Genomic DNA, 26,271 nt, shown 5'->3' on the forward strand with positions numbered 1-26,271 from the left:
AATAACAGCGATCTTCACTATGCGTAAACTAACCATTTTAGGTGCCACTGGTTCGATTGGAGCCAGCACCCTTAAGGTGATAGCCCAAAATCCACAGCAGTTTTCTATTGTTGCGTTAGTGGCTGGGGTCAACGTAGCCAAAATGTACCAGCTATGCCAACAGTGGCAGCCGAAATATGCCGTTATGGCAACGGCATCAGCAGCATCTGAGCTGCAAGGCTTGCTCAAAAGCCAAACGATGGCGACCGAAGTACTGTACGGCGAAGAGGCGATGTGCCAAGTCGCGGCGCTGGATGATGTGGATACCGTGATGGCGGCCATTGTTGGGGCCGCAGGTTTGTTACCCACCATGGCGGCGGTGAAAGCGGGTAAGCGTGTGTTACTTGCCAATAAAGAAGCATTGGTCATGTCGGGACAGCTATTTATTGATGCTGTCGCACAATCTGGCGCTGAATTAATGCCCGTGGATAGTGAACACAACGCGATTTTCCAATGTCTGCCGACTGAAATCCAAACTCAGTTGGGGCGCTGTGATTTATCTCAACACGGTATCGACCATATTTTGCTCACGGGCTCAGGCGGCCCTTTTCGCTATAGCGACCTTGCGACCTTAGATAGCGTGACTCCTGAGCAGGCGATTGCTCATCCAAACTGGTCAATGGGACCGAAAATTTCGGTTGATTCCGCGACCATGATGAACAAAGGCCTCGAATACATTGAAGCTAAATGGCTATTTAACACGTCACGTGAACAGCTCAAAGTGCTCATCCATCCTCAGTCGGTGATCCACTCTATGGTGCAATACCAAGATGGTTCGGTGATTGCTCAGTTGGGTGAGCCGGATATGGCAACGCCAATCTCCTATGCCATGGCTTATCCTGAGCGAGTGACCGCAGGAGTGCCTGCACTCGATTTTACGCGTCTGCAGCAACTGACCTTTATGGAGGTCGATTTTGCGCGCTACCCGTGCTTGCAATTAGCCATGGATGCGTGTTTCCTCGGCCAACATGCGACAACCTCGCTCAATGCAGCCAATGAAGTGGCCGTTGACGCGTTTTTAAAGCGGAAAATACGGTTTACTGACATTGCACTCATCAATGATCAAGTATTGTCCAAGGTCTGTGCGACCAACACCCAGTTACATTGCCGTGACTTGGAAAGCCTGCTTGAGCTAGATACAATGGCTCGGCATTTTGCCCATCAAGTACTCAAAGAGCGCCAAGCATGACCGACATATTGTGGAACTTTATCGCCTTCATCATTGCGCTGGGCATTCTCGTCGCAGTGCATGAGTTCGGACACTTCTGGGTTGCCAGACGTTGCGGTGTGAAAGTTGAGAAATTTTCTATCGGTTTTGGGAAATCGATTTGGAAACGCGTCGGCCATGACGGTACAGAATATTCGATATCAATGATCCCACTCGGTGGTTACGTCAAAATGCTCGATGGACGTGTGGATGATGTTCCCGCCGAACAGCAAGCCATGGCGTTTGATAAGCAGTCACTCTGGAAACGTTCTGCCATTGTGAGTGCGGGCCCCATTTTTAACTTCCTCTTCGCAATCTTTGCCTATTGGCTGGTGTTTATGATCGGCGTACCAGCGGTCAAACCTGTGATTGGCGAAGTGACACCTTACTCGATTGCGGCTCAAGCGGGCCTTGAACCGGGTATGGAGATCAAAGCGGTTTCTGGCGTGAATACTCCCGACTGGGAATCGGTCAACATGGGCTTAATTGGTCATATTGGCGATGACAGTATGACGATCACCGTCTCCTCAGCCGAAGGGGTGGGATTGAATGAAATTAAGACAATAAATCTGCGTGATTGGAACTTTGACCCAGAAACAGAGTCTGCTATGGGGCGCTTGGCTTTAAACCTTTTACCCCTGAGATTTCCAATCAGCTGACCAATGTTTCTGCGCAAGGCGCTGGTGAGCGTGCGGGTTTACAAGTCGGTGATACCGTGTTGCAAATCAATGGACAAGCGGTTGAGTCTTGGCAACAAGTGGTCAATGCAATTCAAAGCCATCCTAACGCGCCTATCGCTGTTGTGGTTGAGCGAGCAGGGCAGCAAGTTGAACTCACTTTGATTCCCGACAGCCGTGAGCTTTCGCAAGGAAAAGTGATTGGTTTTGCGGGAATCGCACCAAAAGTCGCAGAATGGCCGCAAAACTATCGATTTGAATTGCAATTTGGTGTATTTGAGTCGCTTGGTAAAGCGGTTGAAAAAAGCGGACAAGTGATTGACCTGACGGTCAGCATGTTGAAAAAACTGTTGGTGGGCGATGTTGGGTTGAATAATCTCAGTGGTCCCATTTCGATAGCTAAAGGCGCAGGAACAACGGCTGACTACGGTTTTGTGTACTTTTTAGGCTTTTTGGCTCTGATCAGTATTAACCTTGGCATTATCAACTTGGTGCCACTGCCGATGCTGGATGGTGGTCATCTGTTGTTTTTCATGATTGAAGCGGTGATCCGTCGCCCTGTTCCGGAAAAGGTGCAGGAAATGGGTTACCGGATTGGTGGTGCCATCATTTTCTCTTTAATGGCCGTTGCAATCTTTAACGATTTTACTCGCCTGTGATTGATAAACATTAGGCAAGAGTTGCAGTAAGGAAGAACTCAAAACAATATGGCGATGAAACAGATTCTGCTCGCAACACTGCTTGCCACGAGCGTGTCGGCGAATGGTGCCGAAAAATTTGTGGTACAGGATATTCAAATTGATGGCCTGCAAAGGGTCGCTTTGGGTGCGGCGTTGCTGAAAATGCCCGTTCGAGTCGGCGACAGTGTCGATTCGCAAGATGTCGCGAACATCATCAAAGCGCTCTATTCCTCAGGTAACTTTGAGGATGTCAAAGTATTGCGCGATGGCAATACCTTGATGGTGCAGGTTAAAGAGCGCCCGACCATTGCGAGCGTGTCGTTTTCTGGCAACAAAGCGATCAAAGAGGAGCAACTCAAGCAAAACTTGGATGCTTCGAGCATCCGAGTTGGCGAAGCCTTGGATCGCACGACACTCAGCAATATTGAAAAAGGCTTAGAGGATTTTTACTACAGTGTGGGTAAATACAACGCGACCGTGAAATCGGTGGTAACCCCATTACCGCGCAACCGTGCTGACCTTAAGTTTGTCTTTACTGAGGGCGTTTCCGCTAAGATCCAACAGATCAACTTTATCGGTAACCAAGTGTTTAGCGATGAAGAGTTGCTGTCGCGTTTTAACCTCAACGTTGATGTCGCATGGTGGAACTTCCTTGCCGATGATAAGTACAAGAAGCAAGTGCTGGCTGGCGATATTGAAGCGCTGCGCACTTACTATCTGGATCGCGGTTATCTGAAATTTCAGGTTGATAGCACACAAGTGGCCATCTCTCCCGATAAAAAAGGCGTGTACATTACGCTCAACCTGAATGAGGGCGAGCCGTATACTGTGAGCAAAGTGCAGTTTCGTGGCGAATTGATGGGCAAAGAGGCGGAGTTTACTTCCCTCATCCCATTTGAAATCAGCGAAACCTATAACGGTTCTGCGGTGACTAGACTTGAAGAGAGTGTTAAGAAAGTGCTTGGGGAATCTGGCTATGCCTATCCACAAGTACGTACCATTCCTGAATTTGATGACGAAAAGCAGCAAGTGTCACTGGTGGTTCATGTCGAAGCTGGCAAACGTGTCTATGTCCGTGACATACGTTTTGTCGGTAACAACAGCACTCGTGATGAAGTCTTGCGCCGTGAAATGCGCCAGATGGAAGGCTCTTGGCTCAACTCAAAAGACATCGAAACCGGTAAGACTCGTCTCAATCGTTTAGGTTTTTTTGAAACGGTAGAAGTACAAACGGTACGTGTGCCGGGCAGTGAAGACCAAGTGGATCTCGTCTACAGCGTAAAAGAGGCGAACTCAGGCAGTGTCAACTTCGGTGTCGGTTATGGTACTGAGTCAGGGGTGAGCTTCCAAGTCGGTCTGCAACAAGATAACTTTTTAGGTACAGGTAACCGCGTTGGCGTAAACGCCATGATTAACGATTATCAGAAAAACCTGACGTTGGAATATCGCGACCCTTACTGGAACCTCGATGGTGTCAGCTTGGGTGGTAAAGTTTTCTATAACCAGTTTGAAGCTTCTGAAGCGGGTATTGTTGACTATACCAACGAAAGTTACGGAACCAGTTTGACTTGGGGTTTCCCATTTGATGAGTTGAACCGTTTTGAGTTTGGTGTCGGTTATACCCACAACAAGATCGGTAACTTAACGCCTTATCTGCAAGTGGAGAACTTCCTCGCAGCGCAGGCGAGTAACATCGATTCTGGCGGTAACTTGTTGACCGATGACTTCGATATCAGCCTATCTTGGACTCGTAATAACCTCAATAATAGTTATTTCCCGACGGCGGGTAACCATCAGCGTGCTTTCTACAAAATGACAGTACCTGGGTCGGATGCGCAGTACTTTAAATTGCAATACGATGTCCGTCAGTATTTCCCTTTGACCAAGAAACATGAGTTTTCCTTACTGCTACGCGGTCGTTTAGGTTACGGGAATGGTTATGGTCAAACCGATGGAAAAGATAACTTGTTCCCGTTTTATGAGAACTTCTATGCGGGCGGATTTACCTCATTACGTGGTTTTGGGTCAAACTCAGCAGGTCCTAAAGCGGTGTACCGAGACTACTCGGGTTCGAACAATGGCTCTGATACTGCCACCGATGACTCGGTGGGTGGTAACGCGATAGCGCTTGCCAGCGTGGAACTGATAGTACCGACGCCGTTTGCTTCAGAAGAGGCACGTAACCAAATTCGCACCAGTATCTTCTATGATATGGCGAGCGTGTGGGATACCGAGTTTGATTATCGTTCTGGTGGTGCCGATTATGGTAACCAGTACTATTACGATTATTCAGATCCAACCAATTACCGCTCATCTTATGGTGTGGCGTTGCAGTGGGTGTCACCAATGGGACCACTGGTTTTCTCATTGGCTAAACCGATTAAAAAGTATGAGGGTGACGACGAAGAATTCTTCACCTTCACTATTGGAAGAACCTTCTAGGAGAGGAACATATTTTGAAAAACATGATGAAAGCAGCCAGCCTTGGTCTGATTATTCTTAGCTCATCAATGATGGCGAACGCGGCTGAAGCAGCGCAGAAAATTGGCTATATCAATACTGCGCAAGTGTTCCAAGCGCTGCCGCAGCGTGAAGTCGTTTTGCAAAAGCTGCAAGAAGAGTTCAAAGACAAAGGGGCTGAGCTACAATCGATTCAAGCGGATGCCAAAACCAAGATTGAAAAGCTTAAGCGTGATGGTCAATTGATGGGACAAGATGAAGTAGAGAAGCTGCGCATCGAAATCGGTCAATTAGACAGCAAATACAAGATCAAAGCGCAAGCGCTAGAGCAAGCTTCTGCTCGTCGTGAAGCTGAAGAGAAGCAAAAACTGTTTAAAGTGATCCAAGATGCAGTGAAAAAAGTGGCAGAGAAAGAAGGCTACGACATCGTGCTAGACACGAGTTCAATGCAATACGGTAAGCCAGAACACAATCTGTCTGAGAAAGTTATTAAAGCCATTAAATAATCGAAAATTATGACCACACTCACTTTAGCCGAATTGGCTACTATCACCGGGGGGGAGTTGTTCGGTGATCCAACAGCACTGGTCAGTGCCGTTGCGCCTATGGATAAGGCACAGCTTGGACATGTGACATTCTTGTCTAATCCTAAATACAGTAAGCACTTAGGTGATTGTAAAGCCACGGTGATCATGGTCAAAACCAGTGAGCGAGAACTCTGCCCGAGTAACGCTCTGGTGGTTGCCGATCCGTACGTTGCATTCGCTAAAGTGGCTCAGGCACTGGATTCGACTCCTTCTCCTGCACACGGTATTGCGCCGAGTGCAGTGATTGCTGAAGATGCAAAGTTAGGCCTCAACGTTTCGATTGGGGCAAATGCGGTCATTGAGTCAGGTGTTCAGCTTGGCGATAATGTGGTGATTGGCGCTGGCTGTTTTGTCGGTAAACAAGCGCGTTTGGGCGATAACACCAAGCTCTGGGCCAATGTAACGATTTACCACAAAGTGGAGATCGGCTCAGATTGTTTGATTCAATCTGGTGCAGTGATTGGTGCTGATGGCTTTGGTTATGCGAATGAGCGTGGCGAGTGGATCAAAATTCCGCAGATTGGCTCTGTGCGTATTGGTGATCGCGTTGAGATTGGTGCTTGCACCACCATCGACCGCGGCGCGCTGGATGATACGGTGATTGAAGATAACGTGATCATCGATAATCAGCTGCAAATCGCTCACAACGTGCACATCGGATATGGTAGTGCGCTGGCGGGTGGTACCATCATCGCCGGCAGTACACGCATTGGCAAATACTGTATTATTGGTGGCGCTAGCGTGATTAACGGCCATATCGAGATTGCTGATGGCGTGACCATCACTGGCATGGGTATGGTGATGCGCAGTATTGAGGAGAAGGGGATGTACTCTTCGGGTATTCCTCTGCAAACCAATAAAGAGTGGCGTAAAACGGCCGCTCGCGTACACCGTATTGACGATATGCATAAGCGACTGAAAGCTTTAGAAAAGTTGCTTGAGCAATCCGACACGGTACAGCCCGATAACTCTCAAGCTGAATAAGCTGGTTTCAAAGGCTCGCACATTGCGAGTCTTTTCGCTGTTGGGTATTCCCTTATTTTTCTATTTACAAACAGGATGATGACTTTGACTACTGATAAGAAAACGATGAATATCACTGAAATTCAATCGCTTCTGCCTCACCGCTATCCATTTTTACTGATTGATCGCGTGACCGACTATGAAGAAGGTAAATACCTGATTGGTTTGAAAAATGTTTCAGTGAATGAGCCTCAGTTTACAGGTCACTTTCCACAACTGCCGGTTTTCCCCGGTGTATTGATTTTAGAAGCCATGGCTCAAGCCACTGGCCTGTTGGCGTTCAAAACCTTTGGTGCGCCAAAAGAGAATGAACTGTACTATTTTGCCAGCATTGATGAAGCTAAGTTCCGTAAGCCAGTGACACCGGGCGATCAACTGATGATTGAAGTTGAATTCCTTAAAGAGCGCCGTGGTATTGCGCTATTTAACGGCGTAGCCAAGGTCGATGGTGATGTGGTCTGCTCTGCTCAACTGAAATGCGCACGTCGAGAGTTTTAAGATGATTCACGAAACTGCACAAATTCACCCAACTTCCGTTGTGGAAGAGGGCGCTATCATTGGTGCCAACGTTAAGATTGGTCCTTTCTGCTTTGTTGATAGCAAAGTTGAGATCGGTGAAGGTACTGAGCTGTTATCGCACGTTGTGGTCAAGGGGCCAACCAAAATCGGTCGTTTGAACCGGATTTTCCAGTTTGCTTCAATTGGTGAAGCGTGTCAGGACTTGAAATACGCCGGTGAAGATACGCAGCTCATCATTGGTGATCGTAATACGATTCGCGAAAGCGTCACCATGCACCGCGGTACAGTGCAAGATAAAGGCATCACTATCGTGGGTAGCGACAACCTATTTATGATCAACGCCCACGTCGCGCATGACTGTGTGATTGGCGATCGCTGTATTTTTGCCAACAATGCGACCTTGGCGGGTCACGTAAAAGTGGGCAACCAAGCGATTGTGGGTGGCATGTCCGCCATTCACCAGTTCTGTCATATTGGCGATCACTGTATGCTGGGTGGCGGCTCTATTGTGGTGCAAGATGTGCCACCGTACGTGATGGCGCAAGGTAACCACTGTGCACCGTTTGGTATTAACGTGGAAGGCTTAAAACGCCGTGGCTTTGATAAAGCAGAAATTCATGCGATTCGCCGTGCCTACAAATCCTTGTACCGCAATGGTTTGACCCTTGAAGCAGCCAAGGCTGAGATTGCCCAGGAAGCTGAGCAATATCCTAGTGTGAAACTGTTCCTCGATTTCCTTGAGAAATCCGAGCGTGGCATTATTCGCTAATTTGTTTAGTGAGTGAGCTAACCAAACTATTTAAAGATCGCTGCTGACTCAGCGATCTTTTGCATTTTTGTACTCTGGCGAGTGTCAAAACAGGGTAGATACCACCCAAGTGGCGAAGGCTTGAGTATCCATCAGGCATGATGAACTGCGGAGGAAACCGTGCATAGACCATTACGGATTGGCATCGTTGTTGGGGAGCTCTCTGGCGACACCTTAGGCGAAGGCTTTATCAAAGCTATACGTGCTCGTTACCCAGATGCTGAGTTTGTCGGCATCGGTGGGCCGAAAATGAACGCACTTGGCTGTCAATCTCTGTTTGATATGGAAGAGTTGGCCGTGATGGGCTTAGTGGAAGTGCTTGGCCGCTTGCCACGCCTGCTGAAAGTCAAAGCCGAGCTGGTTAAGTATTTCACTGCCAATCCGCCGGATGTTTTCGTGGGTATCGATGCGCCGGATTTTAATTTACGCCTTGAGCTGAGCCTTAAACAAGCGGGGATCAAAACCGTACATTACGTCAGTCCATCAGTGTGGGCGTGGCGACAAAACCGCATTCATGGCATTGCCGCGGCGACGCATTTAGTGCTGGCCTTCCTTCCATTTGAGAAAGCGTTTTACGACAAATTCAATGTGCCTTGTGAGTTTATCGGTCATACCTTGGCGGATTCGATCCCGTTAGCGTCCGATAAGTTAGCCGCTCGCCAACTGCTTGGTCTGGATGAGCAGCGCCGCTGGTTAGCCGTTTTGCCGGGCAGCCGTGGCAGCGAAATGAAGATGCTCGCGGAGCCCTTTATCGCCACCTGTCAAAAACTGCAGGCGTGCTATCCAGATCTTGGCTTTGTGGTGGCCTTGGTGAATGCCAAACGTCGTGCACAGTTTGAACAGGCTTGGCAACAAGTCGCTCCTGAGCTGAATTTTGTGCTGGTGGATGATACCGCGCGCAATGTGATTACTGCAGCCGATGCGGTGATGCTTGCCTCCGGCACGGTGGCCTTGGAGTGCATGCTGCTTAAACGCCCTATGGTGGTCGGTTATCGCGTGAATGCCTTTACGGCCTTTTTGGCCAAACGTCTGCTGAAAACGCCGTATGTCTCTTTGCCGAACATCTTGGCGGGGGAAGAGTTGGTGAAAGAGCTGCTGCAAGAGCATTGCACCGTTGACAACCTTTACCATGAAGTGAGCCGTTTACTCGAAAGTGACAACCAAGCCTTGATGGACAAATTTACCGAAATGCATCAATGGATCCGTAAAGATGCGGATCAGCAAGCGGCGCAAGCTGTGCTGCATTTGATTCAGAAATAACATTAACCAGATTGAGAACATACCATGGCGAAGAAACCAAGCATTGAGCTGCCTCCCTTTGAGATTCCTGCAGGTTATGCCTTGATTGCTGGAGTGGATGAAGTCGGGCGCGGTCCATTGGTGGGGGATGTCGTCACGGCGGCGGTGATCCTTGACCCTAATCGGCCGATTATGGGCTTGAATGATTCCAAAAAGCTCAGTGAGAAAAAACGCTTAGCCCTGTTTCCTGAGATTCAGGAAAAAGCCTTAGCTTGGGCGGTGGGACGCTGTTCACCACAAGAAATTGGTGAGCTGAACATCTTCCAAGCCACCATGGTCGCAATGCAGCGCGCCGTCGCAGGGTTGTGCGTTCAGCCTGATTTGGTATTGATTGATGGCAATAAAATTCCCAAGCTCCCAATGGAAGCGCAAGCCGTGGTTAAAGGCGATCTGCGTGTCGCGCAAATCAGTGCCGCTTCGATTATTGCCAAAGTGATCCGTGACCAAGAGATGGAAGTGCTGGATAAGCAATATCCTCAGTTTGGTTTCGCCAAGCACAAAGGCTACCCAACCGCCGCGCATTTTGCTGCCATTGAGCAGCATGGGGTTATTGAGCAGCATCGTAAAAGTTTTGGCCCAGTAAAACGTGCTCTTGGTATAGAATAGAGCGCAATTGCGTTTCCTAAGATTTGGATACTCCTTGCATGTCAGACCCAAAGTTCATCCACTTACGTATACACAGTGATTTCTCTATGGTGGATGGTTTGTCCAAAGTCCCGCCATTGGTGAAAAAAGTGGCGGCAATGGGCATGCCCGCAATGGCCTTGACCGATTTCACCAACCTGTGTGGCTTGGTGAAGTTTTACAGCACCGCGCATAACTGCGGGGTTAAGCCGATCATTGGTGCCGACTTTACTTTGCAATCGGAAGAGTTCGGTGATGAGCTGACCAAGCTCACCTTGCTTGCTAAAAATAATGTCGGTTACAAAAACCTCACCCTATTGATTTCTAAAGCGTATTTGCGCGGCCATGTCCAGCATCAACCTGTGATTGATAAAGCGTGGTTGGTCGAGCATGCCGAAGGGCTGATTGTGCTCTCGGGTGGAAAACGGGGTGAAGTGGGGCGCGCATTACTCAAAGGCAATCAGCAACAAGTAGAAAGATGCATTGAGTTTTACCAAACTCACTTTGCCGATCATTTCTATCTAGAGCTTATTCGCACTGGTCGTGCCGATGAAGAGAGCTATTTACACTTTGCGCTGGATGTGGCAGAGCAGTACGATTTGCCCGTCGTGGCAACCAACGAAGTGGTGTTTATCACTGAAGAGTCGTTTGAAGCCCATGAAATCCGAGTCGCGATTCACGATGGATATACGCTGGAAGATCCACGTCGCCCGAAAAATTACAGCCCGAAGCAGTATCTGCGCAGCGAAGCGGAGATGTGTGAGCTGTTTGCGGACATTCCAGAAGCGTTAGCCAACAGTGTCGAGATTGCCAAACGTTGTAACGTGACCGTACGTTTGGGCGAATATTTCCTGCCTAACTTCCCAACTGGCGGGATGGCGATTGAAGATTTCCTTGTGATGAAATCTCGCGAAGGGTTGGAAGAGCGACTCGAATTTCTTTTCCCTGATCCGCAAGTCCGTGCACAGCGCCGTCCAGAATATGATGAGCGACTGCAAATCGAGCTCGATGTCATCAACCAAATGGGCTTTCCCGGTTACTTCTTGATCGTGATGGAGTTTATCCAGTGGTCAAAAGATAACGATATTCCAGTAGGGCCGGGACGGGGCTCGGGTGCGGGTTCGTTAGTCGCGTACGCACTGAAAATCACCGACCTTGATCCGCTGGAATACGATCTGCTGTTCGAGCGTTTCTTGAACCCAGAGCGGGTCTCCATGCCCGACTTCGACGTCGATTTCTGTATGGATAAGCGTGACCAAGTGATTGATCACGTAGCGGAAATGTATGGTCGTGATGCGGTATCACAAATCATCACTTTCGGTACCATGGCGGCGAAAGCGGTGATTCGCGATGTGGGGCGTGTGCTTGGTCATCCGTTCGGTTTTGTCGATCGCATTTCAAAATTAGTACCACCCGATCCGGGCATGACGCTCGAGAAAGCCTTTATCGCCGAGCCTGCACTGCAAGAGCTGTATGACGCGGATGAGGAAGTCAAAGAGCTGATCGACAAGTGTCGAATTCTGGAAGGTTGTACCCGTAACGCTGGTAAACACGCTGGGGGCGTGGTGATCTCGCCCACTGCCATTACTGACTTTGCGCCGATTTACTGTGATGCGGAAGGCAACTTCCCGGTTACTCAGTTCGATAAGAACGATGTGGAAACCGCCGGCTTGGTCAAGTTTGACTTCTTGGGGCTGCGCACTCTCACCATCATTGATTGGGCGTTGGGGCTGGTTAACCCGCGTTTGAAAAAAGCAGGCAAACCACCCGTGCGGATTGAAGCGATCCCGCTCGATGATGCGCGCTCTTTCCGTAACCTACAAGATGCCAAAACCACCGCGGTATTCCAGCTTGAATCGCGTGGTATGAAAGAGCTGATTAAGCGGCTACAGCCTGACTGTTTTGAAGACATTATCGCTTTGGTGGCGCTGTTTCGTCCGGGGCCGTTGCAATCTGGCATGGTGGATAACTTTATCGACCGTAAACATGGTCGTGAAGCCATCTCTTATCCGGATGAAAAGTGGCAACATGAATCGCTCAAAGAGATCCTAGAGCCGACCTACGGCATCATCCTCTATCAGGAGCAGGTGATGCAGATCGCGCAGGTGCTTTCTGGTTACACCTTGGGTGGGGCAGACATGCTGCGCCGTGCAATGGGTAAGAAAAAGCCAGAAGAGATGGCTAAGCAGCGCGCTGTGTTCCAAGAAGGGGCGGAGAAAAATGGCGTTGATGGTGAGTTGGCGATGAAAATCTTCGATCTGGTGGAAAAATTCGCCGGATACGGATTTAACAAATCGCACTCTGCCGCCTATGCGCTGGTTTCCTACCAAACCTTATGGTTGAAAACCCACTATCCAGCCGAGTTCATGGCGGCGGTAATGACCGCGGATATGGACAACACGGAAAAAGTGGTTGGCTTGGTGGATGAGTGTAAAAACATGGGATTGACCGTGTTGCCACCGGACATCAACTCAGGCTTGTATCGCTTTAACGTGGATGATAACGGTGCGATTGTTTATGGTATCGGCGCGATCAAAGGGGTGGGTGAAGGCCCGATTGAAGCCATTCTTGAAGCGCGTAACAAAGACGGTTACTTCAAAGATTTGTTTGATTTCTGCGCGCGGATTGATCTGAAAAAGGTCAACAAACGGGTAATTGAAAAACTGATTCTGGCCGGTGCGCTAGACAGATTAGGGCCACATCGCGCTGCCATGATGGCCTCGGTCGATGATGCAGTGCGCGCGGCAAGCCAACATCATCAGGCTGAAGCATTTGGCCAAGCGGATATGTTCGGTGTGCTCACGGATGCGCCAGAAGAAGTCGAGCAGAAATACACGCAAGTACCTGAGTGGCCGGAAAAAGTACGTTTGGAGGGGGAGCGCGAGACGCTTGGGCTCTATCTCACCGGCCATCCAGTCGATGAATACCTGAAAGAGCTGACCAAATACACCAGTTGCCGCTTGAATGAAGCCGCGCCAACACGGCGTGATCAATCGTTAACTGTTGCCGGATTAGTGATTGCCGCGCGGGTGATGACCACCAAACGTGGTACGCGAATTGGCTTAATGACGCTGGATGACCGTTCGGGTCGTATGGAAGTAATGCTCTACTCAGAAGCATTAGATCGGTATGCAGAATGGTTAGAAAAAGATAAAATTCTGGTGGTTTCCGGACAGGTCAGCTTTGATGACTTCAATGGTGGACTTAAAATGTCGGCGCGCGAGGTCATGGACTTGGGCAGCGCGCGTGAAAAATTTGCCCGCGGTTTATCCATCTCGATTTTACAGTCGCAGATTGATCAACAATTTTTTGAGCGTTTTAGTCACATACTAGAACCTCACCGCGCAGGAACCGTACCTGTCAATGTATACTACCAGCGCCCTGATGCGCGAGCGCGCCTGACGTTAGGCACAGAGTGGCGAGTCACGCCAAGCGATACATTGTTAGACGAATTAAAGCAGCTACTTGGTAATGATCAGGTAGAACTCGAATTTAACTAAAATTCAGCCAGTGCACACTGAGGGTGGCATGGCTGAATCACAAAGGATCGATAGATGAGCCTCAATTTTCTTGATTTTGAAAAACCGATTGTCGAACTGGAAACGAAAATTCAGGCGCTGCGTGATATGTCTCGTCACAGCGCAAGCGCATCCGTAGATCTGGATAAAGAGCTAGAGCAGCTTGAGAAGAAAAGCCTTGAGCTGAAAAAGAAGATTTTCAGTGATTTAGGTGCGTGGCAAGTGGCGCAATTGGCGCGTCATCCGCAGCGTCCTTACACGCTGGATTACCTCAAACACATCTTTACTGAGTTTGATGAACTGGCAGGCGATCGTGCTTTTGCTGACGACAAAGCGATCGTGGGCGGTATTGCACGTCTTGAGGGTCGTGCGGTCATGGTGATTGGTCACCAAAAAGGTCGTGAAACCCGTGAAAAGGTGAAACGTAACTTCGGTATGCCAAAACCAGAAGGTTATCGCAAAGCGCTGCGCTTGATGGAAATGGCTGAGCGTTTCAATATGCCTATCATCACTTTCATTGATACCGCGGGCGCATACCCAGGTGTGGGTGCTGAAGAGCGTGGTCAGTCGGAAGCGATCGCCAAAAACCTTAAAGTGATGTCAGGTTTGAAAGTGCCAGTCATCTGTAACGTGGTGGGCGAAGGTGGTTCTGGCGGTGCGTTGGCGATTGGCGTTGGTGACTACGTGAACATGCTGCAATACTCCACCTACTCAGTGATTTCACCAGAAGGTTGTGCGTCGATTCTATGGCGTGATTCTGATAAAGCGCCACAAGCGGCAGAAGCGATGGGCCTGATTGCCCCACGTTTGAAAGAGCTGGAATTGATTGACGAAATCATTGAAGAGCCACTGGGCGGTGCGCATCGTGATCACAAACTGACTGCCGAGAATGTAAAAGCCACGCTACTGCGTCAGTTGGCCGATCTGGATGCACTGGATCACGAAAACTTGCTGGAGCGCCGTTATCAACGTTTGATGAACTACGGTTACTGTTGATTACGGTTACTGTTGATTATTTCATCTCGCAGTGACGGTGGAATATCCACATATAGCAAAGGGTTGGCTTAGGTCAGCCCTTTGGCTTTTCTGGGCTCAAGGGGTAAACTTGAGCCACTTTTCTCAACTCTCTGTGATTTATGGACGATCTCTATCCCCACTTTGTGCAGCAATTAGCCCTCTATCCTTTTCGCAAACTCCTTCTCGCACTGAGCGGCGGTGTGGATTCGCAGGTACTGCTTGCCCTTCTAGCGCGTGGACGCGATGAGTTTGGCTGGGATGTGTCCGCGGTTCATGTTCATCATGGGTTGAGCCCGAATGCCGATCAGTGGGCCCAGCATTGCCAACGCTGTTGCCGTGAAGTCGGAATGGCATGTCAAATCGAATATGTACAGCTGGATGTGGCAAGTGGTGAAAGTATTGAGAAACTGGCGCGAGAGGCGCGTTATCGAGTCCTTGCTCCGCATGTGAATGCGCAGACACTGTTGTTACTTGGGCAGCATGCGGACGATCAACTGGAAACTTTTTTACTCGCATTAAAGCGCGGCAGTGGCCCAAAAGGGCTGGCCGCAATGGCAGATTATGCCCCTTTCGCCGAGGGACACTTGCTCCGCCCTCTATTAACCGTCTCACGTCAACACATTGAAGCCTATGCCAAGCAGCACAAACTCACTTGGGTAACCGATGAAAGTAATGCTGATATCCGCTATGAGCGCAATTTTCTACGCCATCAGGTGACGCCTGTACTTACCGAGCGCTGGCCGAGCATTCGCCAAGCGGTGCAGCGCAGTGCTGAGCTGTGTGCTGAACAAGAAGCGCTGCTGCAAGAATTTTTAGCTGACGCCTTAAAACGAGCAATCACTGCTGAGGGTGGATTGTCGATCGCCGTTCTCGCTGAAGGCAGTGAGGGGCTGCGCAGACAACTGATCCGAGCTTGGTTTGCGCACCACAGGCTACCGATGCCGAGTCGTCAGCACACGGAACGTATTTGGTGTGAGGTGGCGCTGGCGAGTGAGGATGCCAATCCAAAATTAAAGTTGAACAAGATTGAGGTGCGCCGTTTTCAGCACTGTCTGTACCTCGTACCGCCAGAAAGAGACCTTTCAGGTTGGCGCAGTGCATTGGCACCTGAGCAACTTTTGCCATTGCCGCATGGTTTAGGTCATCTTCAGTTGACCAGCAAGGCGGGTGGCAACATCAAGCTGCCCGATGACCCCAGCCAATTATGGGTTAGCTTTGAGCCGCAAGGGCTAGAGGCTTGTCCGGTTGGGAGGGTGGGTTCGCGCAAACTCAAAAAACTGTTTCAAGAATATGGTGTGCCGAGTTGGCGGCGGCGGCAAACCCCCATCCTCATGTACCAAAATAGAGTGGTCTGTGTCGCGGATTTATTCGTAGATCGTGACTGGAGTGGGCAAGATTGTGAGTTAGTTTGGTTCAAATCTCATGATTCTGTGCCAAAATAAATTCATAACCACACATAATCTATAGGGATAATTACATGGGGAAAGCAATGAACAAAATGGTCATGGCACTTGTGCTGGGTGGGAGCTTATTGTCAGGCTCTGTATTGGCTGGTGATGTAGCGGCGGGACAAGCCAAAGCGGCAGTGTGTGCAGCGTGTCACGGCATGGATGGGATCGCGGTGATTCCTGGCTACCCGAATTTAAAGGGGCAGAATGAACAATACATTACTACCTCGATTAAAGCTTATAAAAACAAAGAGCGTAATGGTGGTTTGGCCGCTGTTATGCAGGCTCAAGCTATGATGCTCAGTGATGATGATATTGCGAACTTGGCTGCATACTATTCGAGCTTGAAATAAAAAATCATTTGGTTGAATGCCCAAGCTCTGCTTGGGCTTTTTATTGATTGTTATCGATTGCTGACAGATAATGCCGAGCACTGACAGTCGTTTAAGGGATGAACATGAAAAAAATCGAAGCCATCATCAAGCCGTTTAAACTCGACGATGTCCGCGAGGCGTTGGCCGAAGTCGGCATCACAGGTATGACAGTGTCTGAAGTCAAAGGATTTGGCCGTCAGAAAGGACACACTGAGCTGTACCGCGGTGCAGAGTATATGGTCGATTTCCTGCCTAAAGTGAAGCTAGAAATTGTGGTCACCGATGATGTGGCGGATCGCTGTGTCGACACCATCATTGAAACGGCTCAAACCGGTAAGATTGGCGATGGTAAAATCTTCATCACCAACGTTGAGCGTGTGGTACGCATTCGTACCGGTGAAGAGGATGAAGATGCGATTTAAGCATCCATCCCTAGGATTACGAAACAATAAGGAGCTAAGGCTCCTTATTTTGTTTGAGGGTAACTAAATGAAAAAACGTTACTGGATGGCCCCATTATTGATGGTGGCGGTGGGATTGGCCGCTTTCTGGTCTATCTTCACGATTCCTACTCAACCTGAATTAGTCACAATAGGGCGCAATCAGCAAGGTGAACCGCTGTTGTGTTACCAACATCCGCAGTCGCAAGTTTTGGATCGTGATGGACAGCTCAATCTGCTCGTTTGGAATATCTATAAACAAAATCGTGCCAATTGGTCAACGCAGCTCACCGAATTGAGTCGTGGTCAGCAATTACTGTTGCTGCAAGAAGCCAACATGACGCAAGTGTTTAAAGAGTGGATCAATCAATTAGGGTGGGATGGCACTCAGGCTCGAGCTTTTGAAGCTTTTGGAGAGGCGGCTGGGGTGATTAACCTTGCTAAAGTGATGCCTACCATGGCTTGTGCTTACACTCAGCTTGAACCGTGGTTGAGACTGCCTAAATCGGCGATCTACGCACGTTATCGTTTAAGTAATGAGCAAGAGTTAGCCGTGGTCAATCTGCACGCAGTCAACTTCACTTATGGCACCCAAGAGTATCAACAACAGTTGATCGCGCTACTTGATGAGTTACGCACCTTTATTGGCCCTGTGATTGTGGCGGGCGATTTTAACAGCTGGAGTAAGGCGCGGATGGCGCTGCTGAGTACTCAGCTTGCCTCCGTAGGATTGCAAGAAGTGCGCTTTTCGCCAGATAACCGCACGACGTTTATTAATGGCCTACCATTAGATCATGTGTTCTATCGTGGACTGCAGGTTGAAAAAGCAGAAGCGTCCATATCGGACGCTTCTGATCATAATCCTCTGTTGGTTCGCTTTCGCTTACTCAACTGAGCTAGTCAGTTCAGTACGGTTTTATGCGCTGAATTTGGTCACATCCACATACAGTTTCAGTTGCTGGCCGGGCTTGAGGTATTGAGTGCTGTTCAAAGCGTTCCACTTAACGATGTCCGTGGTTTTCACTTTAAACTTATTGGCAATGCCACTCAGAGTATCGCCAGAACGAACCTTGTAGGTCACGGTGCGGATCACGCCACTTGCAGGTTTGCTGTCTTTCCAGACCACCAGTTTCTGACCTTTACGCAGCGCATCTTTCGGTGCCATACCATTCCATTTCGCAAGCGATTGGTAAGGCACGTTATACTGCTTGGCGATGGTCCAGAGGCTTTCCCCTGAGTTGACGGTGTGCGTCAACTGATATTGTCCACGTGGTACGGATTGCGTCTTGGCTAAGCGATTACTTACACTCAGTGCATAGGCTTTCTCATCTTTCACTGAGGTTGGTACGAACAGATAGCTACTAACACGAATTTGGTTGCTGGCGATCTGGTTCGCTTCTTTGATCACTTTAGCCGTGGTGTTGTACTTGTCGGCAATCGTGCTGAGAGTATCACCCGATTTCACCTTATAGCGAACCACCTTAATCCCTTTGCCGCGGTTCTCTTCCATGGCTAAATTAAAACGTTCAACTTTTTCAACGGGGATCAGCAGTTGATGCGGACCATTAGGAGCCGTTGCCCATTGGTTATAGGCAGGGTTAAAGCTTTGCAGCTCTTTGACGGTTAGACCAGCGTATCGAGCGGCAATCGCAAGATCCAACTGCTCTTTCGGGTCAACGGTGGCTAACACTGGGCGGTTTTCGATTGCTGGGATAGAGATGCCGTATTTTTCCTGATTGGCAATCACATCGGCCAGTGCTATCAATTTTGGCACATAACCACTGGTCTCTTTAGGCAGATTCAGTGAGAAGAAGTCGATAGGTTTACCGGCTTTTTTGTTGGCTTTAATGGCTCGAGCAACGCGCCCTTCTCCACTATTATAAGCGGCGATAGCGTGATACCAATCGCCATCGAAGTGTTGGTTCAAGACAGTAAGATAATCCAGCGCGGCATCTGTGGCTGCGGCGACATCACGTCGACCGTCATACCAGAAATTTTGTTTGAGACCATAACGCTTGCCGGTAGACGAAATAAACTGCCATAAGCCCGCAGCACTGCCGTGGGAATAGGCAAAAGGATCGAACGAGCTTTCAACAATCGGTAACAGCACCAATTCCAGCGGCAGACCGCGTTGCTCGACTTTTTCAGTGATCAGATAGAGGAAAGGTTCAGCACGACTGGCAATCGCTTGTAAGTGACCTGGGTTTTTGAGAAACCATTCGCGTTGCGCATCAACACTTGGGTCTTTGGGGATGCCAAGCTTGAACTGCATAGCAATACGTTGCCATACATCGTCTTGTTCTTGTGGTGTCAGCGCGACGCGTTCTTCTTCTACGCTCTCCGTTTCGCCAGCAGACAGAGTTGTAGTCGTTTGCGGCTTACGCTTTTTTTTCACGGTAGCAGATTGAGTGGGCGGGTTTACCGCTTGGTCATCTGATGTGGTCGTATCCACAGGTTGGGGGGATTGACAGCCGACGAGCAGCAACGCCAATACCCAACTGAATTTAACTCGCATGTAACACAGCCCTTATTCTTCATGGCTGCTGATAATACTTGCCACTTTGTCTTGGTGACAAGCGACAAAAGTCAAAATTCATTCTTCCATTCACGTAATGCAGTAAATATTGCGAGCGGCTCCAGCGTTGACACTTGGCTAGCCACTGAGCGAATGACACTTGGCTCTTGAGTGCGTAAAAATGGATTAACCGATTTTTCGCGCCCCAAAGTGGTGGGTAACGTTGGCTGATTTTGCGCGCGTAAACGACTCACTTCATCACGATAAATATGCAGTTGTTCGTTTTCGGGCTCTACCGCCAATGCAAAAGCCACATTAGCGGCGGTGTATTCGTGTGCGCTGTAAACTTGAGTCTCTTCGGGGAGGCTGAGCAACTTATTCAAAGAAGAAAACATCTGCTCCATCGTGCCTTCAAACACGCGCCCACAGCCTGCAGAAAAAAGCACATCGCCGCAAAACAGCTTGCCATCGCCAACGTAACCGATATGTCCTAAGGTGTGTCCCGGCAGACCGAGCACCATAAAGCGTTCATCAAACAGTTCGATTTGGTCGCCATCTTCCACCGGATGAGTAAGGGTAGGGATGGGCTCTTGTGCTGGGCCTACAACATGGATTTTGGGGAACTGATGTACAAGCTCAGCAACGCCACCAATGTGGTCGTGATGGTGATGGGTGATCAGCACGGCTTTTAAGTTTAAGTCATGCTGTTTAAGGTAAGCGAGGACAGGTTCAGCACCGCCCGGGTCCACCACAGCACAGTCGCGATCGCGATTTTGAATCAGCCAGATGTAATTGTCGTCAAATGCGGGTATGCTTTTGATCTGTAACATGAGTTGTCTCCGGTTACCTTGATGAAGCGGGTGAGCAATGAAACCAGCACGCAGTGATAAAGCGCTTGAAAATCCACACTCATGGGCACAATTGAAAAATGGCCAATGGGTGAGTGAATCTATTCAGACCCGTTTAGATGAATGGTGCCCAAAACTTTTTGGTTACCATATGTTAAAGCTCGGCGGTCTGAGCTGTGAGCTTGCCAGTTGTACCTGCAATATTCAACACCAAGTACACCTCGATATTGAAAATCCATTGCATACGGTGATTGCCGATAAATATGAGCTGCCGTTTTTGGAGAAGAGTATTGATGTGGCGATTTTGGCGCATCAACTCGACTACAGCAACGATCCTCACCGTTTGTTGCGTGAAGTTGACCGAGTGTTGATTGATGATGGCTATGTGATCATCACTGGTTTTAACCCGATCAGTTTTATTGGTTTAGCTAGCCTCATGCCTTGGCGCAAAAACAACTTGCCTTGGAGTGGGCGGATGTTTACCCCTAATCGGATTAAAGATTGGTTAGGCGTACTGAACTACCAAGTGCTTGCTTGCGATCAATACGCCTTGTTTCCGATGCAGAAATATCGACCTTTTTGGACTTGGCTGGAAAATGGCTTAGGCGGCTCAAATTCGCCCTTTGGTAGCCTGTATTTTATTGTTGCGCGTAAACGAACTTGCCCACTTAAACCCGTCAGCTCTAAATGGCGTTTTAAGCGACGACTGTCGCCGATCGGGGTCAACTATCGAGTCAATAGCAAGTCGCAGTCGTGACGCTGCCCAATTTGTGATTCAGATTGAATTTGGGTTTCGGTTAGTTGGCTTCCGTTACTTGGCTTCTGGTTGGTAGCCAGTATCGTCTTCGGTAGGATTTTCTGCTGCTTGGCGGGCCAGCTCATCACACATTTCGTTTTCACGGTGTCCAGCGTGGCCTTTAACCCAGCGCCATTCGACTTGGTGGCGAGCGGTTTCTTTGTCAAGGGCTTGCCATAAGTCGGCGTTTTTCACGGGCTTTTTGTCGGCAGTTTTCCAACCACGCAGCTTCCAGTTGTGGATCCACTGGGTGATCCCTTGGCGAACGTACTGACTATCGGTCGTCAGGACCACGCGACAGGGTTCTTTAAGCGCCTGCAGAGCCATGACGGCGGCCAGCATTTCCATTCGGTTGTTGGTGGTGAGGCGATAACCGCGAGCAAGGGTCTTCTCGACTTGCTTATAACGCATCACGACGCCATAACCGCCGGGACCTGGGTTGCCGAGGCAAGAACCATCCGTGAAAATTTCCACCTGTTTGTTCATGATTTGATACTATTGGGTCACGCAAAGAATTGGCATAGTCTGACATAGATATCCTGATGAATACTAGCAACAATGCAGAATACCAACGCATCGTGGTGCTCGATACCGAAACCACGGGTATGAACCGCGAAGGCGGCCCCCATTACGAGGGGCATCGAATTATTGAGATCGGTGCAGTTGAAATCATCAACCGTAAACTCACCGGACGGCATTTTCACGTCTATTTGAAACCGGATCGTGATATTCAATTAGAGGCGATTGAAGTTCACGGTATTACCGATGAATTTCTAAAAGATAAGCCCGAGTACAAAGATGTCCATGAGGAGTTTTTAGACTTCATCAAAGGGGCTGAACTGGTTGCCCATAACGCGCCGTTTGACGTCGGCTTTATGGATTACGAGTTTGCTAAACTCGGTGGCTCGATCGGTAAAACCAGCGATTTTTGCAAAGTGACCGATACCTTGGCGATGGCCAAGCGGATTTTCCCCGGTAAACGCAATAACTTGGATATCTTGTGTGAGCGCTACGGCATCGATAACTCACACCGAACCCTGCACGGCGCTTTGCTCGATGCGGAGATTCTAGCCGACGTTTATCTATTGATGACCGGTGGGCAGACTTCACTGCAATTTTCATCGGCCACGCAAAATAGTGGGGAATTGAGCGCAGAATCGTTAAAACGTGCCCGTTCAGCGCGAAAAGCGTTAAAGGTTTTAGCGGCTAGCGCCGATGAACTACAAGCACATCAAGATCGTTTGGACATAGTGGCCAAAAGTGGCACTTGCCTATGGCGTAGTTAGGAGAGGTTATGTTGAGGATTCTCGCGGCGATAGTGGGATGTTTGATCAGTTTGAGTAGTCTAGCGGCACAACAATCTAGCATGTCGCTGCTTGATAACCGTTTTCGCGTTGATCCGACCATAACCCAAATCACCTTTGTGATTTACCGCGAAAAAGATTCTCAGCCAGTCGTGTTAGTTCGCCCTGATGGCAGTAAGTATTATCAATGGCGTAACCCTGAAAATGTGCGCTGGTATCAAGAACCCTCGATGGACATCATCTCGATTGAGAATCCTATGCCAGGGCCTTGGCAGGCAATCGGTAAAGTCACACCGAAAAACAACATCAAACTTATCTCGAATCTACAACTTACGACCGACGTCTTTCCCAGCCGAGTGTTTCAAGGGGAAGAATTTAAATTTACCGCACGCTTAACGTCGGACGGTAAACCTTTGCTATTGCGCGATTTTCTAGATCGAGTCAACCTCAAAGTGACCTTCACCAAGTTTGTTGAAAATGAAGATTCTCTCGCCAAGGAAGCGCGCCCCATTCCCGAAGTGCTCGGAGAATTTGCCGATGATGGTACTTTGCTTGATGAAAAGCCCGGCGATGGTGTGTTCACGGTCGCTTTAAAAATGGCGATTGAACCGGGCAAATACCGTTTACGAATTACCTCAGGAAATGGCGTTTTTCTGCGTGCGCAAGAGCAAGAGGTGTTAGTTTACCCAACGCCGATTTCTACTACTTTCATTCAATCACGCCTTACTGGTACTCCACATCAAGTTTTGTTTACAGGTGAGCAGGGGATGATTGAACCTGGTTCTTTACTTGCTCATATTCGGCATCGCCATCCTTATCAAGATGACTATATCTCGGAGTCTCAAGCTGGTAAGGAATCGTTGACTGCGAAATTAGAGATCCCCTATGACGGAGAATTTGGCAACTATTCTTGGGATGGAAAAGTGTGGGCGACCGAACTTGCTTCACAACGTGAACTCTATTTCCCGATTGGCGATCAAACCTACAGTGTGGTCGATGAGCTTAATATTGCTGAAGTGCGTCGAATTCAGGAAGAAGAGGAAGCTTTACGCCTGAAACAAGAGCAAGAGCTGCTGATCATTCAGATGCGCGAAGAGCAGCGTAGCCGCAACATGATGTACATCATAGTGGGTAATATCGTGGTACTGATCTTGGCATTAGCCGTTTGGTTTGTACTGCGTAAGATCAAAATGAAAAAAGCCGCTGTACCGGAAATGCAGCTAAATATGCCGCCTAAGAAGGGTAAGTAAAGGCGTTGAATTTGCCTTTGACCCTTTGAAGTTTGTTGTTCAAGCGGATTTGAATGAAGGCTCACTTGAGTTTATGGAAGATAAGAAAAGGGAGACGTTGTCTCCCTTTTGGCTATTGAAGTGGTGAATACTGCTCAATGTGGAACTTAAGCCACTTCTGCTTTACGTTGTGTGCGCTTTTTTGCGGCCAGCTCTTGTGGGGCAAAGTCATCGACATTGATGGTGTAGAGACGATGTGCTTCCGCTTCGCTCAGTAGTGCCGCTTCCTGAATGGTCAGCACTTTGGCTTCTAAGCCCAGCTTGGCGACTTCATCCAACCCCATAAATGGGCGGCGTTGACCAAGCGCTTTGCATGCTTTTTCAAACAGCGGCTCAGCTTGTAAAATCACATTCAACGCTTGTTCTATCTTACCCGCAGGATTGTTATCACTCGGTGTTAAGTATTGGTGACGACCAATTCTTGAACGTGTTTCACTCGGGGTTTGCAAGATCTGCGCGAGCTTGCTATCGAGCTTGTCACTTGGCGCTTTACGCACTCGGCCGAAAGGCATCATGAGTACACGTAATGCGCGGCCAATCATCCGATTTGGGAAGTTAACCAAGAACTCATCAATGGCGATTTCAGTTTGGCGCAAACTATCTTGTAAGCCCCAATGTACCAGTGGTAAATCTTCGGCTGGACGGCCATCGTTTTCAAAACGTTTTAAGGTCGCTGAGCTTAAGTAAAGCTGGCTCAGAATATCCCCTAAACGGGCAGAGAGACGCTCTCTACGTTTGAGTGAGCCGCCCAATACTGCCATGGAGATATCCGCAAGCAGGGCCAAGTTAGCACTGTAACGATTAAGCTGTTGGTAGTAGCGCTTGGTTGCATCACGGGTTGGGGCTTGTGAACCATAACCATCAGTCAAACCAAGCCATAGACTGCGCACTAAGTTGCTGAGCACAAAGCCAACGTGTCCTGCTAGGGCACTATCAAATTTTTCTACCGCATCAGAATTTGGGCTATAAGCCGCTTCCATTTCTCTGAGTACATAAGGATGGCAGCGAATCGCACCTTGACCAAAGATGATCATCGAGCGGGTAAGAATGTTCGCGCCTTCTACGGTAACGGCAATTGGAGCACCTTGATACCCGCGAGCGAGGAAGTTAGCGGGGCCTAAACAGATGCCTTTACCGCCGACAATGTCCATCGCATCAATAATTGAGCGTTGTCCGCGGTGAGTACAGTGATATTTTACGATCGCAGAAATTACCGAAGGCTTTTCACCGAGATCGATACCCGTGACAGTCAGGTTACTTGCCGCATCCATCACATAAGCGTTACCGGCTAGACGCGCTAATGGCTCTTCAATCCCTTCCATCTGACCGATAGGTTGTTTGAACTGGCGACGAATACGCGCATAAGCGCCTGTAGCGAGTGCCGCAGTTTTAATGCCGCCGGTTGAGTTGGAAGGTAGGGTAATGCCGCGTCCCACCGAAAGACATTCCACCAACATGCGCCATCCTTGGCCTGCCATTTTTGGACCACCGATGATGAAATCCAGCGGCACAAACAGATCTTTGGCACGGGTTGGACCGTTTTGGAAAGGCACGTTGAGTGGGAAGTGGCGATTGCCGATCTCCACGCCTTTAAGATGCGTTGGGATCAAGGCACAGGTAATGCCGAGCTCTTCTTTATCACCGAGCAGTCCTTCAGGGTCGCGCAGTTTAAAGGCAAGCCCCAGCACAGTCGCCACCGGTGCGAGAGTGATGTAGCGCTTGTTCCACGTCAGGCGCATACCTAGAACTTCTTTGCCTTCCCATTGTCCTTTACAAACTACACCGAAATCAGGGATAGAACCTGCGTCTGAACCGGCTTCTGGGCTGGTTAAAGCAAAACAGGGGATCTCTTTGCCTTCCGCTAAGCGAGGTAAGTAATAGTTTTTCTGCTCTTCGGTACCGTAATGTTGCAGCAGCTCACCGGGGCCTAAAGAGTTAGGTACGCCTACGGTTGAGGAGAGAACACCAGAAACACCGGTCAGTTTTTGCAGCACCAAAGATTGTGCATAAGCTGAAAATTCTAAGCCGCCATACTGTTTTTTGATGATCATGGCGAAGAATTTCTTCTCTTTGAGGAAAGTCCACACTTCTGGCGGTAAATCTGCCAGTTCATGGGTGACTTGGTAGTCGCTAACCATGGCACACACTTCATTGACTGGGCCATCCAGGAAGGCTTGTTCTTCAGCAGAGAGCTTCGGAGCTTGGATATTGTGCAGCTTTTTCCAGTCCGGTTTGCCTTTAAACAGTTCGGCTTCCCACCAAACTGTTCCGGCCTCAAGGGCTTCTTTCTCGGTCTGTGACATCGCGGGCAGTACTTTTTTAAACACTGCTAATGCTTTACCACTGATCAACGATTGGCGAACGGATGGCAGACAGAGCACGACGACGGCCGCCAAATAGAGCGCCCAACCGAAAAAGCCAACAGGCCCAAACAGTGAAAGCGCTAGCATGGTGAAAGTCAGTGCTGCTAATGAGGTAAATAGGGATGTTCTTTGATACAGGCATGCGCCGAGTATCAAGAGCATGATTAAGGTAGAGAGCAAGATTTCCATACTGTTTTATCCTTTTTCAGACTCGCGTTTTCTATCAGTAGATACGAAAATCGCGACTCTAAGTTTAGTGGTCTAACCAGTTAAAGTGTAACCAAAATATTAATGAAATGTAAAACGGCATTTTGTCCGAAAGTGATCACGCTAGAGTAATCTCTCTACTCTTGCCGCTTCTTGAATGACTGGATTTGCTAACGAGGAGTAAATCTTGCTTTTTGACTATCGACAGCTTCGCTTGTTTGGGTAAACT

General features: G+C 48.9%; 21 protein-coding genes and 1 pseudogene. 18 read left to right on the plus strand and 4 right to left on the minus strand.

Annotated features, from left to right (window positions below):
• The first annotated feature begins 19 nt into the window (after positions 1–19).
• The 15 genes and pseudogenes from ispC to CEQ48_RS07765 all read left to right on the plus strand — a co-directional run bounded on the left by ispC (position 20) and on the right by CEQ48_RS07765 (position 17,615).
• On the plus strand, positions 20–1,228 hold the full coding sequence (gene ispC, locus CEQ48_RS07695; protein ID WP_089070830.1) for a 1-deoxy-D-xylulose-5-phosphate reductoisomerase: 1,209 nt from the start codon (positions 20–22) through the stop codon (positions 1,226–1,228).
• Positions 1,225–2,582, plus strand: a pseudogene (gene rseP, locus CEQ48_RS07700) (sigma E protease regulator RseP). The gene ispC and the pseudogene rseP overlap by 4 nt, the downstream one beginning before the upstream one ends.
• A gap of 48 nt (positions 2,583–2,630) precedes the next feature.
• Positions 2,631–5,045, plus strand: coding sequence for an outer membrane protein assembly factor BamA (gene bamA / locus CEQ48_RS07705; RefSeq protein WP_089070831.1), 2,415 nt, complete (start codon positions 2,631–2,633; stop codon positions 5,043–5,045).
• Positions 5,046–5,059: 14 nt separating this feature from the next.
• Positions 5,060–5,569 carry an OmpH family outer membrane protein gene (locus CEQ48_RS07710; RefSeq protein WP_089070832.1) on the plus strand — a complete coding sequence of 170 codons (510 nt, stop codon included), beginning with the start codon at positions 5,060–5,062 and terminating at the stop codon, positions 5,567–5,569.
• 9 nt (positions 5,570–5,578) lie between these two features.
• Positions 5,579–6,634, plus strand: a complete 1,056-nt coding sequence (gene lpxD / locus CEQ48_RS07715; protein ID WP_000210025.1) for a UDP-3-O-(3-hydroxymyristoyl)glucosamine N-acyltransferase — start codon at positions 5,579–5,581, stop codon at positions 6,632–6,634.
• Positions 6,635–6,739: 105 nt separating this feature from the next.
• The gene (gene fabZ / locus CEQ48_RS07720) at positions 6,740–7,171 is read left to right on the plus strand and encodes a 3-hydroxyacyl-ACP dehydratase FabZ (protein ID WP_001027757.1); all 432 of its coding nucleotides are present in this window, start codon (positions 6,740–6,742) and stop codon (positions 7,169–7,171) included.
• A 1-nt stretch (position 7,172) separates the two neighbouring features.
• Positions 7,173–7,961, plus strand: a complete 789-nt coding sequence (gene lpxA, locus CEQ48_RS07725; protein ID WP_089070833.1) for an acyl-ACP--UDP-N-acetylglucosamine O-acyltransferase — start codon at positions 7,173–7,175, stop codon at positions 7,959–7,961.
• A 159-nt stretch (positions 7,962–8,120) separates the two neighbouring features.
• Complete coding sequence (gene lpxB, locus CEQ48_RS07730) at positions 8,121–9,260, plus strand: lipid-A-disaccharide synthase (RefSeq protein WP_089070834.1); 1,140 nt, start codon at positions 8,121–8,123, stop codon at positions 9,258–9,260.
• Between the two features lie 24 nt (positions 9,261–9,284).
• On the plus strand, positions 9,285–9,905 hold the full coding sequence (gene rnhB / locus CEQ48_RS07735; RefSeq protein WP_089070835.1) for a ribonuclease HII: 621 nt from the start codon (positions 9,285–9,287) through the stop codon (positions 9,903–9,905).
• 38 nt (positions 9,906–9,943) lie between these two features.
• Positions 9,944–13,423 (plus strand): DNA polymerase III subunit alpha, encoded by a 3,480-nt coding sequence (dnaE, locus tag CEQ48_RS07740; protein ID WP_089070836.1) that lies wholly within the window; start codon positions 9,944–9,946, stop codon positions 13,421–13,423.
• A gap of 54 nt (positions 13,424–13,477) precedes the next feature.
• A complete protein-coding gene (gene accA / locus CEQ48_RS07745; protein ID WP_089070837.1) occupies positions 13,478–14,437 on the plus strand; it encodes an acetyl-CoA carboxylase carboxyl transferase subunit alpha in 960 nt (319 codons plus the stop codon).
• Positions 14,438–14,577: 140 nt separating this feature from the next.
• The gene (gene tilS, locus CEQ48_RS07750) at positions 14,578–15,900 is read left to right on the plus strand and encodes a tRNA lysidine(34) synthetase TilS (RefSeq protein ID WP_089070838.1); all 1,323 of its coding nucleotides are present in this window, start codon (positions 14,578–14,580) and stop codon (positions 15,898–15,900) included.
• Positions 15,901–15,935: 35 nt separating this feature from the next.
• Positions 15,936–16,259, plus strand: coding sequence for a c-type cytochrome (locus CEQ48_RS07755; protein WP_089070839.1), 324 nt, complete (start codon positions 15,936–15,938; stop codon positions 16,257–16,259).
• 104 nt (positions 16,260–16,363) lie between these two features.
• Positions 16,364–16,702 carry a nitrogen regulatory protein P-II gene (gene glnB, locus CEQ48_RS07760; RefSeq protein ID WP_000717795.1) on the plus strand — a complete coding sequence of 113 codons (339 nt, stop codon included), beginning with the start codon at positions 16,364–16,366 and terminating at the stop codon, positions 16,700–16,702.
• 67 nt (positions 16,703–16,769) lie between these two features.
• On the plus strand, positions 16,770–17,615 hold the full coding sequence (locus CEQ48_RS07765) for an endonuclease/exonuclease/phosphatase family protein (protein ID WP_089070840.1): 846 nt from the start codon (positions 16,770–16,772) through the stop codon (positions 17,613–17,615).
• 21 nt (positions 17,616–17,636) lie between these two features.
• Here the strand turns inward: CEQ48_RS07765 and CEQ48_RS07770 are convergent, their stop codons facing one another.
• Together CEQ48_RS07770 and gloB are read right to left on the minus strand one after the other, a co-directional pair.
• On the minus strand, positions 17,637–19,235 hold the full coding sequence (locus CEQ48_RS07770; RefSeq protein WP_089070841.1) for a LysM peptidoglycan-binding domain-containing protein: 1,599 nt from the start codon (positions 19,233–19,235) through the stop codon (positions 17,637–17,639).
• A gap of 71 nt (positions 19,236–19,306) precedes the next feature.
• Positions 19,307–20,065 (minus strand): hydroxyacylglutathione hydrolase, encoded by a 759-nt coding sequence (gene gloB, locus CEQ48_RS07775; protein ID WP_089070842.1) that lies wholly within the window; start codon positions 20,063–20,065, stop codon positions 19,307–19,309.
• Positions 20,066–20,102: 37 nt separating this feature from the next.
• Between gloB and CEQ48_RS07780 the strand changes: the two genes are divergently transcribed.
• Entirely contained in the window at positions 20,103–20,840 is a 738-nt protein-coding gene (locus tag CEQ48_RS07780) for a methyltransferase domain-containing protein (RefSeq protein WP_089070843.1), read from the plus strand.
• Positions 20,841–20,894: 54 nt separating this feature from the next.
• Here the strand turns inward: CEQ48_RS07780 and rnhA are convergent, their stop codons facing one another.
• Positions 20,895–21,365, minus strand: coding sequence for a ribonuclease HI (gene rnhA, locus CEQ48_RS07785; protein ID WP_089070844.1), 471 nt, complete (start codon positions 21,363–21,365; stop codon positions 20,895–20,897).
• A gap of 56 nt (positions 21,366–21,421) precedes the next feature.
• On the opposite strand from rnhA, the gene dnaQ reads away from it, so the two are divergent.
• Positions 21,422–22,165: a DNA polymerase III subunit epsilon gene (gene dnaQ, locus CEQ48_RS07790; protein WP_089070845.1), complete on the plus strand. Its 744-nt coding sequence runs from the start codon at positions 21,422–21,424 to the stop codon at positions 22,163–22,165.
• An 8-nt stretch (positions 22,166–22,173) separates the two neighbouring features.
• A complete protein-coding gene (locus CEQ48_RS07795) occupies positions 22,174–23,433 on the plus strand; it encodes a TIGR03503 family protein (protein WP_089070846.1) in 1,260 nt (419 codons plus the stop codon).
• A 146-nt stretch (positions 23,434–23,579) separates the two neighbouring features.
• Here CEQ48_RS07795 and fadE read toward each other — a convergent pair whose 3' ends face one another.
• Complete coding sequence (fadE, locus tag CEQ48_RS07800; protein WP_089070847.1) at positions 23,580–26,024, minus strand: acyl-CoA dehydrogenase FadE; 2,445 nt, start codon at positions 26,022–26,024, stop codon at positions 23,580–23,582.
• Between the last annotated feature and the right edge of the window lie 247 nt (positions 26,025–26,271).

The organism is Vibrio tarriae, from assembly GCF_002216685.1.
Taxonomy (GTDB): Bacteria; Pseudomonadota; Gammaproteobacteria; order Enterobacterales; family Vibrionaceae; genus Vibrio; species Vibrio tarriae.

Coding starts and splice junctions, on each gene's coding strand:
- fadE (WP_089070847.1), bottom strand. CDS start 26,024: ATGGAAATCTTGCTCTCTACCTTAATCATGCTCTTGATACTCGGCGCA.
- CEQ48_RS07765 (WP_089070840.1), top strand. CDS start 16,770: ATGAAAAAACGTTACTGGATGGCCCCATTATTGATGGTGGCGGTGGGA.
- CEQ48_RS07770 (WP_089070841.1), bottom strand. CDS start 19,235: ATGCGAGTTAAATTCAGTTGGGTATTGGCGTTGCTGCTCGTCGGCTGT.
- ispC (WP_089070830.1), top strand. CDS start 20: ATGCGTAAACTAACCATTTTAGGTGCCACTGGTTCGATTGGAGCCAGC.
- tilS (WP_089070838.1), top strand. CDS start 14,578: ATGGACGATCTCTATCCCCACTTTGTGCAGCAATTAGCCCTCTATCCT.
- dnaE (WP_089070836.1), top strand. CDS start 9,944: ATGTCAGACCCAAAGTTCATCCACTTACGTATACACAGTGATTTCTCT.
- rnhA (WP_089070844.1), bottom strand. CDS start 21,365: ATGAACAAACAGGTGGAAATTTTCACGGATGGTTCTTGCCTCGGCAAC.
- glnB (WP_000717795.1), top strand. CDS start 16,364: ATGAAAAAAATCGAAGCCATCATCAAGCCGTTTAAACTCGACGATGTC.
- CEQ48_RS07795 (WP_089070846.1), top strand. CDS start 22,174: ATGTTGAGGATTCTCGCGGCGATAGTGGGATGTTTGATCAGTTTGAGT.
- bamA (WP_089070831.1), top strand. CDS start 2,631: ATGGCGATGAAACAGATTCTGCTCGCAACACTGCTTGCCACGAGCGTG.
- accA (WP_089070837.1), top strand. CDS start 13,478: ATGAGCCTCAATTTTCTTGATTTTGAAAAACCGATTGTCGAACTGGAA.
- gloB (WP_089070842.1), bottom strand. CDS start 20,065: ATGTTACAGATCAAAAGCATACCCGCATTTGACGACAATTACATCTGG.
- CEQ48_RS07780 (WP_089070843.1), top strand. CDS start 20,103: ATGAAACCAGCACGCAGTGATAAAGCGCTTGAAAATCCACACTCATGG.
- lpxD (WP_000210025.1), top strand. CDS start 5,579: ATGACCACACTCACTTTAGCCGAATTGGCTACTATCACCGGGGGGGAG.
- rnhB (WP_089070835.1), top strand. CDS start 9,285: ATGGCGAAGAAACCAAGCATTGAGCTGCCTCCCTTTGAGATTCCTGCA.
- dnaQ (WP_089070845.1), top strand. CDS start 21,422: ATGAATACTAGCAACAATGCAGAATACCAACGCATCGTGGTGCTCGAT.
- CEQ48_RS07755 (WP_089070839.1), top strand. CDS start 15,936: ATGGGGAAAGCAATGAACAAAATGGTCATGGCACTTGTGCTGGGTGGG.
- lpxA (WP_089070833.1), top strand. CDS start 7,173: ATGATTCACGAAACTGCACAAATTCACCCAACTTCCGTTGTGGAAGAG.
- fabZ (WP_001027757.1), top strand. CDS start 6,740: ATGAATATCACTGAAATTCAATCGCTTCTGCCTCACCGCTATCCATTT.